The sequence below is a fragment of the Williamsia sp. CHRR-6 genome (genome assembly GCF_018474015.1).
Taxonomy (GTDB): domain Bacteria; phylum Actinomycetota; class Actinomycetes; order Mycobacteriales; family Mycobacteriaceae; genus Williamsia_A.
This window is the reverse complement of record NZ_JAHCSG010000001.1, coordinates 1,323,211-1,336,130: the sequence shown is the minus strand read 5'-3', so window position 1 is coordinate 1,336,130 and position 12,920 is coordinate 1,323,211. Positions and strand designations below refer to the sequence as shown.

The 12,920-nt window shown below is 66.2% G+C and carries 11 protein-coding genes and 1 pseudogene; 10 read left to right on the top strand and 2 right to left on the bottom strand.

Annotation, left to right across the window (positions count from 1 at the left end; all coding sequences use genetic code 11):
- The 3 genes and pseudogenes from KIK15_RS18285 to KIK15_RS05895 all read left to right on the top strand — a co-directional run.
- A pseudogene (locus KIK15_RS18285) lies at positions 1-158 on the top strand (HNH endonuclease); the annotation flags it as partial.
- A gap of 332 nt (positions 159-490) precedes the next feature.
- On the top strand, positions 491-1,060 hold the full coding sequence (gene dcd / locus KIK15_RS05900; protein WP_214243141.1) for a dCTP deaminase: 570 nt from the start codon (positions 491-493) through the stop codon (positions 1,058-1,060).
- A 121-nt stretch (positions 1,061-1,181) separates the two neighbouring features.
- Positions 1,182-2,528, top strand: coding sequence for a UDP-glucose/GDP-mannose dehydrogenase family protein (locus tag KIK15_RS05895; protein ID WP_214243140.1), 1,347 nt, complete (start codon positions 1,182-1,184; stop codon positions 2,526-2,528).
- Here KIK15_RS05895 and KIK15_RS05890 read toward each other — a convergent pair.
- Positions 2,525-3,280: a MerR family transcriptional regulator gene (locus KIK15_RS05890; RefSeq protein ID WP_214243139.1), complete on the bottom strand. Its 756-nt coding sequence runs from the start codon at positions 3,278-3,280 to the stop codon at positions 2,525-2,527. The genes KIK15_RS05895 and KIK15_RS05890 overlap by 4 nt on opposite strands.
- A gap of 88 nt (positions 3,281-3,368) precedes the next feature.
- On the opposite strand from KIK15_RS05890, the gene KIK15_RS05885 reads away from it, so the two are divergent.
- The 5 genes from KIK15_RS05885 (at position 3,369) to KIK15_RS05865 (ending at position 9,821) form a co-directional block, all read left to right on the top strand.
- Complete coding sequence (locus tag KIK15_RS05885; protein WP_214243138.1) at positions 3,369-4,325, top strand: alpha/beta hydrolase; 957 nt, start codon at positions 3,369-3,371, stop codon at positions 4,323-4,325.
- A complete protein-coding gene (locus tag KIK15_RS05880) occupies positions 4,326-5,153 on the top strand; it encodes an SDR family NAD(P)-dependent oxidoreductase (RefSeq protein WP_214243137.1) in 828 nt (275 codons plus the stop codon). It abuts the gene before it with no gap.
- A gap of 40 nt (positions 5,154-5,193) precedes the next feature.
- Entirely contained in the window at positions 5,194-6,111 is a 918-nt protein-coding gene (locus KIK15_RS05875; protein WP_214243136.1) for a ferritin-like domain-containing protein, read from the top strand.
- A complete protein-coding gene (locus KIK15_RS05870; RefSeq protein ID WP_214243135.1) occupies positions 6,108-7,610 on the top strand; it encodes an NAD(P)/FAD-dependent oxidoreductase in 1,503 nt (500 codons plus the stop codon). The genes KIK15_RS05875 and KIK15_RS05870 overlap by 4 nt, the downstream gene beginning before the upstream one ends.
- Before the next feature lie 222 nt (positions 7,611-7,832).
- Positions 7,833-9,821 carry a hypothetical protein gene (locus KIK15_RS05865; protein ID WP_214243134.1) on the top strand — a complete coding sequence of 663 codons (1,989 nt, stop codon included), beginning with the start codon at positions 7,833-7,835 and terminating at the stop codon, positions 9,819-9,821.
- Positions 9,822-9,824: 3 nt separating this feature from the next.
- Here KIK15_RS05865 and KIK15_RS05860 read toward each other — a convergent pair whose 3' ends face one another.
- Positions 9,825-10,409 (bottom strand): TetR/AcrR family transcriptional regulator, encoded by a 585-nt coding sequence (locus KIK15_RS05860; RefSeq protein ID WP_307851750.1) that lies wholly within the window; start codon positions 10,407-10,409, stop codon positions 9,825-9,827.
- A gap of 98 nt (positions 10,410-10,507) precedes the next feature.
- On the opposite strand from KIK15_RS05860, the gene KIK15_RS05855 reads away from it, so the two are divergent.
- Both KIK15_RS05855 and KIK15_RS05850 read left to right on the top strand, forming a co-directional pair.
- On the top strand, positions 10,508-12,091 hold the full coding sequence (locus KIK15_RS05855) for an MFS transporter (RefSeq protein WP_214243133.1): 1,584 nt from the start codon (positions 10,508-10,510) through the stop codon (positions 12,089-12,091).
- A gap of 78 nt (positions 12,092-12,169) precedes the next feature.
- Positions 12,170-12,649, top strand: a complete 480-nt coding sequence (locus tag KIK15_RS05850; protein WP_214243132.1) for a hypothetical protein — start codon at positions 12,170-12,172, stop codon at positions 12,647-12,649.
- Positions 12,650-12,920 lie beyond the last annotated feature (271 nt).

Here is a 12,920-nt window from a genome sequence, read left to right as displayed (position 1 = left end):
GCGCCTGCCACGTCGACGTCCACCACCGCGGCTGGGACGTCATCATGGGCCACGACCGCCACCCCTGGCTCCGCCCACCCGCATCCATCGACCCCCACCAAACACTCATGCCCTCCTACCACCGCCGCACCATGAACCTCACCAGCATCGCCGCCTAACCGACCCACAACCCCCGGGGCCCCAGCCCCACCACGATGTTTGAGAACTCAACAATGCAGCGACGTGTCGAGTGGGTGGAACAACGCCGTCGAGTGGGAGGCGCTTTTTGCCGCCCACTCGACGGGGTTTTCCGCCCACTCGACGCAGTACACGCACCAGCCACGCATGTGCCAGGGCACACACCCACGCCTGGCTCAGCCAACAGCGCGGCTCACCATCTACTGCGTCGGCTGGACCGAAGCGCACTCCGTGCTTTCGACCCACCCGACAGGGCCCGCAGCGCACTACGTGCTTTCGATCCACCCGACGGGGGCTCGGCTAACCTCGGCGCATGCTTCTTTCCGATCGCGACCTGCGCGCCGAGATCGACAGTGGGCGGCTCTCGCTGCAGCCGTTCGACCCCACGCTGGTGCAGCCGTCAAGCATCGATGTGCGGCTGGACAACCTGTTCCGGGTGTTCAACAACAATCGCTACACCCACATCGACCCGGCGCAGCGGCAGGACGAGCTGACCACACTCATCGAGCCGGCCGAGGGTGACCCGTTCGTCCTCCACCCCGGAGAGTTCGTGCTCGGGTCCACCCTGGAGGTGTGCACCCTGCCAGACGACCTCGCCGGGCGGCTGGAGGGCAAATCGTCGCTTGGCCGTCTGGGGCTGCTGACCCACTCGACCGCAGGCTTCATCGACCCCGGGTTCACCGGTCACATCACACTGGAACTGTCCAATGTGGCCAACCTGCCGATCACCCTGTGGCCAGGCATGAAAATCGGTCAACTCTGTCTCATCCGTCTCTCCAGTCCCGCCGAAAACCCCTACGGCAGTGCGGGAACCGGTTCGAAGTATCAGGGCCAGCGCGGCCCCACACCATCAAAGGCGTACTTGAACTTCCAGAACCGCTGAGGCCACAGCGTCGGCGGTCATCTCGGCGTAACGCGAGAGTCGGGTGACGTTCATCCAGGCGACTGACAGTTCGCCTTTTCGGTTGGGCGCTAGGCGGATTCACCCCGTAGTGTCGCAGCCCATGAAGCTCACCGTCTTCGGTTGCGGTTACCTCGGAGCCACCCACGCCGCCTGTATGGCCGAACTCGGTCATGACGTCCTCGGTGTCGACGTCGACGTAGACAAGGTCGCGATGCTCGCCCGCGGCGAGGTCCCCTTTTACGAGCCAGGACTGCCCGAAGTGCTCGCCCGCAACCTCGAATCGGGCCGCCTTCACTTCACCACCGACTTCGACGAGGCCGCAGCTTTCGCCGACGTCCACTTCCTCGGCGTGGGCACCCCGCAGAAGCGGGGCGAGTACGCCGCCGACCTCAAATACGTGTTCTCCGTCGTCGATGAACTCGCCGCCCGACTCACCGGGTCACACCTGTTGATCGGCAAGTCCACGGTGCCGGTCGGCACCTCGGCCGAGATCATCAAACGCATCGCCGCCACCGGCACCCAGGCCGACATCTCCGTCGCCTGGAACCCAGAGTTCCTGCGCGAGGGCTTCGCCGTCGCCGACACCCTGCGGCCCGACCGCATCGTGCTCGGACTCGATCCCGACGGTGACCCCGACGCGGTCCTCGCGAAGGTCGAGCAGGTCTACGCACCGATTCTCGAGGCCGAAACCCCCTTCCTGCGAACCGATCTCGCGACCGCTGAACTGGTCAAAGTGTCGGCGAATGCCTTCCTCGCCACCAAGATCTCGTTCATCAACGCGATGAGCGAGGTGTGCGAAGCGGCCGGAGCCGACGTGTCGACGCTGGCCGATGCCATCGGCTACGACCAGCGCATCGGACGTCGATTCCTCAACGCGGGCTTGGGATTCGGTGGTGGCTGTCTGCCCAAGGACATCCGTGCCTTCATGGCCCGCGCCGGCGAGCTCGGTGCGTCGCAGGCGCTCACGTTTCTCCGCGAGGTCGACTCGATCAACATGCGCCGCCGCACCGCGATGGTGGAGTTGGCCACCGTGGCGTGCGGCGGCAGTCTGCTGGGGTCCAACATCGCAGTACTCGGCGCCGCGTTCAAGCCCGAAAGCGACGACGTACGCGACTCGCCCGCCCTCAACGTCGCCGGGCAACTGCAGCTCAAGGGTGCCGCCGTCAGTGTGTACGACCCCAAGGCGATGCCCAACTCGCGCAAGCTGTTCCCGACGCTGGACTACACCGAGTCGGCGCGCGAGGCCTGCCATCTCGCCGACGCGGTGCTGGTGCTGACCGAGTGGGCCGAGTTCCTCGAACTCAAACCAGCCGACCTCGAACCGGTCGTGCGCAACAAGGTCATCGTCGACGGACGTCGCTGCCTCGACCCCGCGATGTGGATCGACGCCGGCTGGCAGTATCACGGCCTGGGCGGCACCCCGCGCGTCGTCGCACCCAGCCGCTAGGCGGTCTCTTCCACCTCGTCGTCGGTCGAGCCGGCATCGGCGAGGTAGTCCTTGAGGTTGACCTGCAGGGTGCGGTCCAGCGACCGGTTGAGTGCGTTGTGTGCGGCTTTCGTTGCCACCGAACGCATCTCGGTCAGCAGCACCGCCACCCACTCGGACTCTTCCTCGCTGTCGGGCACCCAACCCTCGCCGCGCCGCGACTCGAACTCCTTGCGCGCCGCGGTGATCAACGTTGAGGTGGCTGCATCCAGCTGAGAGTCCAACTCGCCGAACACCTCCAGCATCGACCGCAGTGACATGCCCAACTCCACCAGACGCCCCATGCCGTAGACGGTGTCTCGGTCGAGTACGCGGTATCCGTCGCCGTCACGGCGGATCAGGCCCAGCCGCGCCATGGCCTCGAAATCCTTGGGATCGATCGAGTTGAGCACCGACTTGAGGGTCTCGGCGGTCACCCGCTCGCGCGAGTTCTTGGCCCACGGCTCGGACAGGATCTCCTCGATGCCCAGCACCTTGGCCAGATCGTCGCCGCGCTGCATCCCCTTGATGAAGTCGGCGATGTGCCTCGCGGTGAAACCTCGTTTGAGCAGGTCGTTGATCAACCTCAGCCGGGTGAGGTGGATGTCGGTGTAGATCGCGATGCGACCACGTTTGGCGGGCCGGGGCAGCAGCCCACGGTCCTGATACCCGCGCACGTTGCGGGTGGTGGTCCCCGCGGCGCGGGCCAGGTCGTCGATCCGGTACTCGGTCATGGTCGAAGTGAATATACAGCGACCGATGGCAGTCTCACCGTCAATTGTGCCATTGACAAGTGGCACCATGTGTGGTGACCTAAAGCACATGAGCAGCTCCCTGCGGTCCCGCGTGTTGGTGTCGACCACCTCGTTGTGGCTGCGACCCCTCGCGGAGCGGGTCCCCGCAACCCCAGCCGGAGTGCGTTTCGCGCGCGGCATGGTGGCCACCGGAATGCGACTGGGCGGCGACCTGCCCCGAGGCACGCAGGTCGATCGCATCCACGGTGCCACTGCCGACGGACGGACCGTTCGTGGTGAGTGGGTGCGTGGACGCACCGTCACCGACCGCACCCGAGTCATCCTCTACGTGCACGGCAGTGCGTATGCGATCTGTTCGGCCGCCACCCATCGCAGCCTGGTGGCGCGGTTGTCGCGGGTGGCCGGCATCGCAGCGTTCACCGTGGACTACCGGTTGGCGCCCGAGCATCGGTTCCCCGCCGCGGCCGATGACGTACGCGCCGCCTACACCTGGCTGTTGGAGAGCGGATACGCACCGGGCAACATCCTGTTGGCGGGTGACTCGGCGGGCGGACACCTCATCGTCGACCTGATCGCCGAGAACGCTCGCGCCGGACTGGCCCAACCCGGCGCCGCGCTGCTGATGTCGCCCTTGTTCGACCTCACCCTGGAATTGGCCGCGAGGCGTGAACGTATTCGCCGCGACCCGATGATCTCCGCCGCCGCGGCCCGACGCCTGGTCGCCCACTACACCGACGGCCACGCCAGCGACAGCCCACGACTCAAGCTTTCGCTGTCACAGGGGATGACGTTGCCGCCCATGCTGATCCAGGCGGGTGGCGCGGAAATGCTGCGCGCCGATGCCCACCACCTCGCCGAGGCTGTGCGGGCCGTGGGTGGGCGCGCCGAACTGCAGATCTGGCCTGGGCAGATGCACGTCTTCCAGGCCTTCGACCGCCTGATTCCTGAGGCACAGCGCGCCGTGCGCGCCGCCGGCCGATTCCTAGCCGAGACCACCATCGACGCCGTGAGACGGAGTGCGTGAATGTCCAAGAACAACAGCAGAACCCAGCAGACCAAGGCCGTGGTGACCGGCGCGGGCAGCGGTATCGGGCGCGCGTTCGCGCTGGAACTCGCGCGCCGCGGCGGTGAGGTGATCTGCGCCGACATCGACGGCGACCGTGCGAAGGAGACCGTGGCGCTCATCGACCGGCTGCCCGCAGGCCGCGCCCACCCGGTGGTGTGCGATGTGGCGCAGACCAGCGAGATCGACGACCTGGCCACCTTCGCCGAGGACACCTTCGGTGGACCGACCACGCTGTTGATCAACAATGCCGGCGTCGGGATCGGTGGCAAGCCGGTCGGCGAAATCGGCGTAGACGACTGGCAGTGGGCATTGGGAATCAACCTGTGGGGCATGGTCTATGGCTCGGAGAGGTTCCTGCCGCAGCTGCGCCTCGCCGGTCGGGCGGGACTGATCAACGTCGCGTCCACGGCGGCGTTCTCGGCCGCACCGACGATGGCCGCCTACAACGTGGGCAAGGCCGGCGTACTGGCCCTGTCGGAGACGATCGCGGCCGAGTCGGCCGGCACCGAGCTGGCCGTCACCGTCCTGTGTCCCACCTTCGTCAAAACCAACGTGGCCGTCGACGGCCGGATCACCGACCAGGCAACGAAACTGGCCGAGACGGTGATGAGATACACCGGTCTGTCGGCAGATCGGGTGGCCAAGGGCACCCTCGATGCCCACGACCGCGGCCAGCTCTACGTGGTCCCGCAGCTCGACGCCAAAGCCATCTGGGCCCTGAAACGACACCTCCCGCGCACCTACACCGCAGGGCTCGGGTTGATGAACCGGCTGCTGCCGTTCTGATCCAAACCACCTCACCCGCACACCCGAGAAGGAGAGATCCATGGCAATCGTGTTGGAAGACATGCTCGAAACCATCAAGGACCGCCAGTGGGCGCTGGCCGACATCGACTGGGACGCCCCCGGTGCGGAGATGATCACCGAGGAGCAGAAACCGAAACTCAAGGCGTTCATGGCCGATCTGGTGTGGATCGAGAACGTGGGTGCGCGTGGTTTCGCGGCGCTGGCCAAGAAGGCCCCCGACGAGACCCTCGCCGAGATCTACCGCTACTTCCACGCCGAGGAGCAAAAGCACGCCAACGCCGAGCTGGCGCTGATGCGCCGGTGGGGGATGCTCGAAGACGACGAGATCCCCGAACCCAACATCAACATCCGGCTGGCCATCGAGTGGCTGGACCGCTACTCCGACTCGATGTCGCTGTCGGTGCTGGGCACCGTCATCCCGATGCTGGAGGTGGCCCTCGACGGAGCACTGTTGAAGTTTCTGCTCGAAGAGGTCAAGGACCCGATCTGTCACGAGGCGTTCCGCAAGATCAACTCCGACGAATCACGCCATCTCGCGGTGGATTTCCATGCCCTGGACATGATCGGCCAGGCGCGGCTGCGCAAATTGTTGATCGAGTCGGTGGGCGCGGTCGCCAGCCCGGCGGTACTCATCGGTGCCCTGATGTACATCCCGCTGCTGAACAAGATGCGCGACAACATCGTCGCGATGGGCCTGCCCGAGGAACGTCTCTACGACGCGATGAAGCGGTTCAAGAAGAACGGCGAACGCGGTGCCGGCAAGCGGCTGCTCAGCTACCAGGTGGTCAAGACTCACGCCGGGTGGGTGATCGACCGCGGCCACCCGTACCACCTGTTCGCCGACGCCATGGTGAAGGTGACCGACCGCTACCCGCGGCGGCTGCTGCGCCCGCAACCCACGTGGTCGAAGGAACTCACCTACGAGCCGGTCGCATGAGCGGCGCCATCACGGTGCACGACACCGCGATCATCGGGGCTGGCTTCGCCGGCCTGGGCGCGGCGATCCGTTTGCAGCGCAATGGGATCGACGACTACGTGATCCTCGAACGCGACACCCGGCCCGGTGGCACCTGGCGTGACAACACCTATCCTGGCGCCGCCTGCGACATCCCGTCGCGGTTGTACTCGTACTCGTTCGCGCCCAACCCGGACTGGTCTCGTACCTATTCCGGCAGCGCGGAGATCCTGTCCTACATCGACGCGATGGTGGCCGAGTTCGATCTGGCTCGGCGAATCCGCTACCGCACGACGGTCACCGGGTTGGTGTTCGACGAGGCCGAAGGCGTCTGGGAGGTGAGTGTCGCCGACGGACCACCGGTCCACGCGCGGACCGTCGTGCTGGCCTCAGGTCCGTTGTCCACCCCTGGCTACCCCGACATCCGCGGCATCGACGACTACACCGGCGTCCGAATGCACAGCGCCGCATGGGATCACGATTACGACTTCACCGGCAAGAAGGTGGGAGTGATCGGCACCGGTGCCAGCGCTGTGCAGATCGTGCCGGAACTGGTGAAGACCGCCGCGCATGTGTCGGTGTTCCAACGCACGCCCGGCTGGGTGCTGCCGCGGTTCAACCCGACGGTCAGTGACCGCACCAAGGCGGTGTATCGCCGCCTACCCGGAGCCCAAAGAGTGGCTCGCGCAACGTGGTTCGCCGGCCATGAGGCAGTGGCTCTGGGGGTGGTGTGGGCATCGCCGGCGACCCGGGTGGTCGAGGCGGTGTCGAAGATCAACATGCGGCGTCAGGTCCCCGACCCGTGGATGCGGCGTCAGCTGACCCCGGACTTCCGGGCCGGCTGCAAGCGACTGCTGATGACCAGCGATTACTACCCGGCGCTGCAGCGGGACAACTGCCGGTTGATCACCTGGCCCATCGCCCGCATCAGTGAGAAGGGTGTGCGCACCGTGGAGGGCATCGAGCATCAGTTCGATGCGTTGGTCTTCGCCACCGGGTTCGAGGTGTCCAAGCAGGGCACCCCCATCCCGGTCGTCGGCCGCGACGGCCGGGTACTGGCCCAGGAGTGGGCGCGAGGGGCCTACGCGTACAAGAGCTTTGCGGTGTCGGGCTATCCGAACCTGTACTTCACGTTCGGGCCCAACTCCGGTCCCGGGCACAGTTCGGCGCTGGTCTACATGGAGGCGCAGATCGAGGCGATCGTGACCGCGATCCACACCGTGCTCGACCGCGACCTCGCCCTGTTGGACGTGCGCGCCGATGTTCAAGCCGACCACAACGCCGACATCCAGCGCAGGTTGCGTGCGACGACCTGGAACTCGGGGTGCCAGAGCTGGTACCTCACGGCCGACGGGTTCAACGCGACCATGTTCCCCGGTTTCGCCGCCCAGTACGTCGCGCAGATGCGCGGGGTCGACCTGAGCAGCGATTTCACCGCCGTGGCACGGCGCAACGCTCCGGTCGCCGCGGTCGCGGGCTGACGACGGTCCGCGACACCTGGGACACGGGCGAATCGGCGCACGAACAGGGCCTCGACGAGCGGCGCCAGACCGTCGGCAGTGCCCCCTGTCGCGGCCACCACTCGGGCCGCTCCCCAGGGCCCTGACGTGCTATGTTGGGCCGTGGTGAGACCGGGGAAGGGTCCACCGTGACCCGGGGGGATCATGACACTGGCCGATCGAGAGCTGCACCTTGGTGCAGTCATGCTCGATTACCGTCTGCTGCGTGAGATCTCCCGTCAGCTGACCGCAGCCGGTGTCTACCGCTGCGCGTCGTTTGTGCTGGTAGAGCTCGACAATCGGGGCCTGCGCACCTCCGTGGTCGATTCGACCACTGGGATCAGCCTTCTTGAACGGGGTGACCGCAAGCTCACGCCGCGACTGTTGGACCTGTCGATGGCCGACTACCTGGTGCAGTCCGGTCGGGTCGGTCGGCCCGAGACGCTCGAGTGGGCCAACGAACTCATCGGTCTGTTTCCCGGCATTCGGGAACGGCTGAACCACTCCGACGGGGCGTTTGCGATGGGCCCCAAGCACGTCGGGCTGTTCCGGGTCTCGCGCCGCGACTACTTCGCCGGGCTGCAGGCACACCTGATGGCCGCTCAGACGCTGTGGCAGTCCACCGCGCTCAACGCCGACCTGCCGGTCGGGGCGATCGTGTTCATGCCCGAGCACACCCGGTGGCCGGGTCTGTACCCGACGCTGTCGCATCTGTCGCCGATTCCCACTGTGGCACTGGCAGATCCGCGTCCGGCACTGACCCGCAAGGCGCGCGGCAAGCATGGTGTCGAGTCCTCGTCCTCGGCAGACGCTGGCTCGACGGCCGACACCGTGGCGTCCGGAGCCGCTGCTGCGGCAGGCGAACGGGAAGCCGGTGAGCATGCTCACCATGCGGCCGAGGAACCGCTGGACGTCAGCGGTGTCACCGGACCGACGCCGGGTACTCCGGCGGGCTACGTCGACAGCATCGAGTCTTTGGTCGAGGCCCCGGCTGCGACGGCACCCGCCGAGCAGGTGCCGGCGCAACCCGTCGAGGCGGTGACCCCCGAACCGACCCCCGAACCGCCCGCTGCTACCCCCGAACCACCGGCTACGGCTGCGGCTGCGCCGGTCGACGCTGACGCCGAGACAGCACCCCAGCAGCCGGTACTTCAGGAATCGACGCTTGAATCGCGCCCGCCGTGGGACATTCCCGCCGCGTCGGCGCGCGCACACCATCGACTGCAGTCATTCGTCATCCCGCCGGACGCCATCCCGGTCGCGGCGCCTGCACCGGCGGCACCAATCCAGGCTGTTCCGGTGCCCGCGCCGCAGCCCGAACCCGTCGCCGACACCGACGAGTCGGAGCCGACGGCGGTGGCGGCCCAGCAACTGTTCACCGGGCACCAGCTGTTCACCGAGGCAGAGACGAGGCAGGCCGCGCACTTGCGCGTCGCCGACGCCGAACCCGACACCCAGTCTGCGGCTGGTCCGCTGCATGCCGCGCCGCATCAGCCCATCGGCCCCATCCTGGGCGCGCACACCCCCATCCCGCCGATCGGGAACTTGCACACGCCGCAGCTGACCAACACCGGTGAGCAGGACGTGTACGCCGACGATGAGTCGGAGACCACCGCCGAGGCCACACCGGAGGAGATCGCGCAGGCCGCCGAGGTGGTGAGCGGGCCGTCGGCCACGACGACGATCAGATATCCATTCGCCGAGCGCCAACCCATCTCCATCCACGATCATCTAGAGGTGACCCGGACTGCGGGTCCTCGGCATTACCCCCCACCGCCGGGGGACTCGGACGTTTCAGAGGAGACCCGTCGCGTGCAGAACCGCCGTCTGTTGATCGGAGCCGCCGCCGTTGCGGTGGCCGCGATCGTCGGCGCCATCGTGCTCACCGTGCCGTGGCTCAGTGGCGGCGACGACACCAACGACTCGACCGGAGGTCCTGGTCCGCTGGTCGCCGCCCAATCCCCGAACACCCCGGTACCCACCGCGTCGGCGCCGCCGCCGGTGTCGCGGGCGCCGCTGGACTTCGGTCCCGCCCGCATCCCGGTGGGCACCTACACGACCACCACCACTACGGCGCCGACGCCGACGGCCGAGAACACCCCCAAGCCGCCGCCGCGTCGCAAACCTGCACCCAAGTGCCGCACGCTGCCCAACCCGATACCCGGGTTGCCGCCGATCGTCATCTCCTGCTGATCGTCACGCGCTGACACCGCGCTCGATGAGCTCGAGCACCGCCTCGAAGATGGCGTCGCGGTCCACGTTCTCGCCGTCGGGGCCGGCCGCTTCGAGTTCCAGGCTCACGGCACCGTGCACGCACGACCAGATCGCGAATGTCTGCTGTTCAGGGTCGTCGGCTCGGATGACCCCGGCGGCTTGGCCGAAGCGGACCAGTTCGGTCAGCTCGCCCAGTGCCTCGGCCCCGGAGTCGCCGATGTCGATGTTCTGACCGGCAAACATCGAGAACATCAGGTGGTACAGCGTCGGATTGGCCAGGGCGAAGCGCCGATAGGCGCGGCCCGCGTCGCGCAGTCGCGTGGCCGCGTCGGGGTCGGTCGAGGCGGCCACGGCAGCACGCAACTGGATGAATCCGTCGACGACCAGCGCCGAGAGCAGGCCGTCTTTGCCGTCGAGGTGGTTGTACACCCCCATCGGGGCCACCCCGGCCTCGGACGCCACCGCCCGCACGGTCAGTCCTTGGACCCCAGACGTCCGCAGCACTCGGTGCCCGGCAGCGATCAGCGAGCGTCGAACGTCTCCGACCGGGGTGCGTTTGGTGGCCACGACCGAAATCTTACAGAACGATGTTCCACAACAGTAGAACGACGTGCTATAACAGTGGAACGTTGTACTACAACCCCGCTGCTGCGAAGGGATTCATCATGCCGACCCTGCTCACTGATCCGCCCGTCGTCCGACATCGCTGGGCTGCTCTGGCGGCGCTGTGCCTGGCCTCGCTGATGGTGATGATGGACAACACCATCGTCAACGTGGCCCTGCCGAGCATCGCTGCCGACCTGGACTCGGGGATCTCCGGCCTGCAGTGGGTGGTAGACGGCTACACCCTGGCGTTTGCGGGATTGCTGATCACCGGTGGCCATCTCGGGGACCGCTTCGGTCGTCGCCGCATGTTGATCACCGGCGTCATCGGCTTCGCGCTCGTGTCGATTCCGGCGGCGCTGTCGAGCAGTCTGGGTGCGTTGGTCGCCACCCGGGTTGGTCTGGGAGTCTGTGCGGCCCTGGTGTTTCCGGCCACGCTTGCGCTGCTGACGGTGGTGTTCACCGACGCGAAGGAGCGGGCTACGGCGTTCGGGGCGTGGGCAGCGACCACTGGGGTCTCGGTGGCCATCGGGCCGGTGCTGGGTGGGTGGTTGATGGAGCACTATTCGTGGGCCTCGGTGTTCTGGATCAACCTGCCCCTGGCTGCTGCGGTGCTGTTGGCGGTGTTCGCCCTGGTGCCCAGCGGTGGTCGCGACCACTCCGGCCGGTTCGACACCCTCGGCCTGGCGCTGTCGATCGCAGCCATGACGTTGCTGGTGTACTCGGTCATCGAAGGCCCCCATCACGGATGGACCGATCCGCGCACCCTTGGCGGCATCGGGCTCGCCCTGGCGTTGGCGGCGCTGTTCGTGCGTCACGAGTTGCGCACTCCCGCTCCGATTCTCGACGTGCGCGTGTTCAGCAACCGGATGTTCTCGGGCGCAGCACTGCAGATCTCGCTGGCGTTCTTCGCGCTGTTCGGGTTCATCTTCCTCATCACCCAGTACTTCCAGGCGGTCAAGGGCTACGGCACCCTGTCGGCTGGGTTGCACACACTGCCGTTCGCCATCGTGATGGCAGTGATGTCCCCGCTGGCCATGGTCCTGACCGGACGGTTCGGGGTGGCGCGGGTGGCGGCCACCGGATCACTGTTGATGGCAACGGGTTTCGCGATGGTTCTGATCACCGACGCGAACTCGTCCTACTGGGGTCTCATCGTGTGGTCGATGAGTTTGATGGCCGCTGGCCTGGGCTTGATCTCCGGTCCATGCACGCATGTGGTGATGAATGCGCTGCCGCCGGCGCAAGCCGGAGCCGGGGCTGCGGTCAACGACACCACCCGTGAGTTCGGCGGCACCATGGGGGTGGCGGTGCTCGGTTCGGTGCTCACCTCCATCTACACCGCCCGCATCGGCGACGCAGCTGTCGTAGATCTGCTACCGGATTCGGCTCGGGCCGCGATGAACTCGTCGGTGATGGGTGCACTGGAGGTGGCTCGCCAGGCCCCCGAACAGTTGCGCGCCCCGATCCTCGACGCCGCTCGGGATGCCTTCGTCGCGGGGCTGCACCAGTCGGTGTGGGCCGCCGTGATCGCCACCGCAGTGGCCGCCCCGATCTGTGCCTGGCTGCTACGGGAACGGAAAATGCCTCTCGCTACTCCGGATGCGACCGATGTGTACGGTTTGCGACATTCATCCGAAGTCTAGGGAGGATGATTTGGAAAGCGCTTGGTGTGTTCGCCCATTCGGTGTTACCGTTGCACGCGTGGAAAAAAATCGTTTAGATTGAAGATCGCTGCCTTAGTGTTCGCTATTTTGGCCTCATTACTCGCTGGCGCGGGGGATGTAAGCGCGAACACCGGCATCCAAGCCGATTTGACGCTCCCTCTCAGCGCACACGATGTGGATGTCCTCAACCAAGCTGCGGACCTCACTGGCGAGCCGCACCTTCCGCTGGGCACCAAGGCGATTACGGTCTACGGTGGCATCGTCGCCGTCGTCGTGAATCCCGTTGATGTACCCGGGATCGCAGGATCCAAGGGAGTATTCGATACTGGCTGGAAATACGTTAAATGCGTTGCTGCCGTGGGCGCAGCGTTCATTCCCTTTAGTCGCGCTTACGCGGCAATTAAGGGTTTGGGCGGTGTGGTCGAAGCTGCAAAGCTTTTGATTAAGGCAGGATCGGTTGCAGAATTCAGGAAAATTGGTGGCAATTTGGCACTCGATATCTTGGGGATTGCGGCTATCCAAAATAACTGCTTCTAAAGGGATATTCTGCGACATGGCACACAAGATTTTCAACACGAACTCGGCACACTCGGACGGCGGTCTGGCTGGGATGGCGGCGTTTATTTATGGTGTTCTCTACGTGGCAATTTCGGTCTTGATGTCCAACAGCATCGGCGTCAACGCATTGTTCTTTCCCCTCGTGGGATGGGCAGTAATCGGGTACGTACTCGGTCGATCATTCCCCAGGCTGTTCGCGCGAGGCCCTGCGGTTGCGGGACTGGCTGTTGCGAGCGCGTTGAGTGCTCTC

What these genes read in the sequence shown, in the direction of transcription:
- dcd (WP_214243141.1), top strand. Translation starts at nt 491, where the DNA reads ATGCTTCTTTCCGATCGCGACCTGCGCGCCGAGATCGACAGTGGGCGG.
- KIK15_RS05895 (WP_214243140.1), top strand. Translation starts at nt 1,182, where the DNA reads ATGAAGCTCACCGTCTTCGGTTGCGGTTACCTCGGAGCCACCCACGCC.
- KIK15_RS05890 (WP_214243139.1), bottom strand. Translation starts at nt 3,280, where the DNA reads ATGACCGAGTACCGGATCGACGACCTGGCCCGCGCCGCGGGGACCACC.
- KIK15_RS05885 (WP_214243138.1), top strand. Translation starts at nt 3,369, where the DNA reads ATGAGCAGCTCCCTGCGGTCCCGCGTGTTGGTGTCGACCACCTCGTTG.
- KIK15_RS05880 (WP_214243137.1), top strand. Translation starts at nt 4,326, where the DNA reads ATGTCCAAGAACAACAGCAGAACCCAGCAGACCAAGGCCGTGGTGACC.
- KIK15_RS05875 (WP_214243136.1), top strand. Translation starts at nt 5,194, where the DNA reads ATGGCAATCGTGTTGGAAGACATGCTCGAAACCATCAAGGACCGCCAG.
- KIK15_RS05870 (WP_214243135.1), top strand. Translation starts at nt 6,108, where the DNA reads ATGAGCGGCGCCATCACGGTGCACGACACCGCGATCATCGGGGCTGGC.
- KIK15_RS05865 (WP_214243134.1), top strand. Translation starts at nt 7,833, where the DNA reads ATGCTCGATTACCGTCTGCTGCGTGAGATCTCCCGTCAGCTGACCGCA.
- KIK15_RS05855 (WP_214243133.1), top strand. Translation starts at nt 10,508, where the DNA reads ATGCCGACCCTGCTCACTGATCCGCCCGTCGTCCGACATCGCTGGGCT.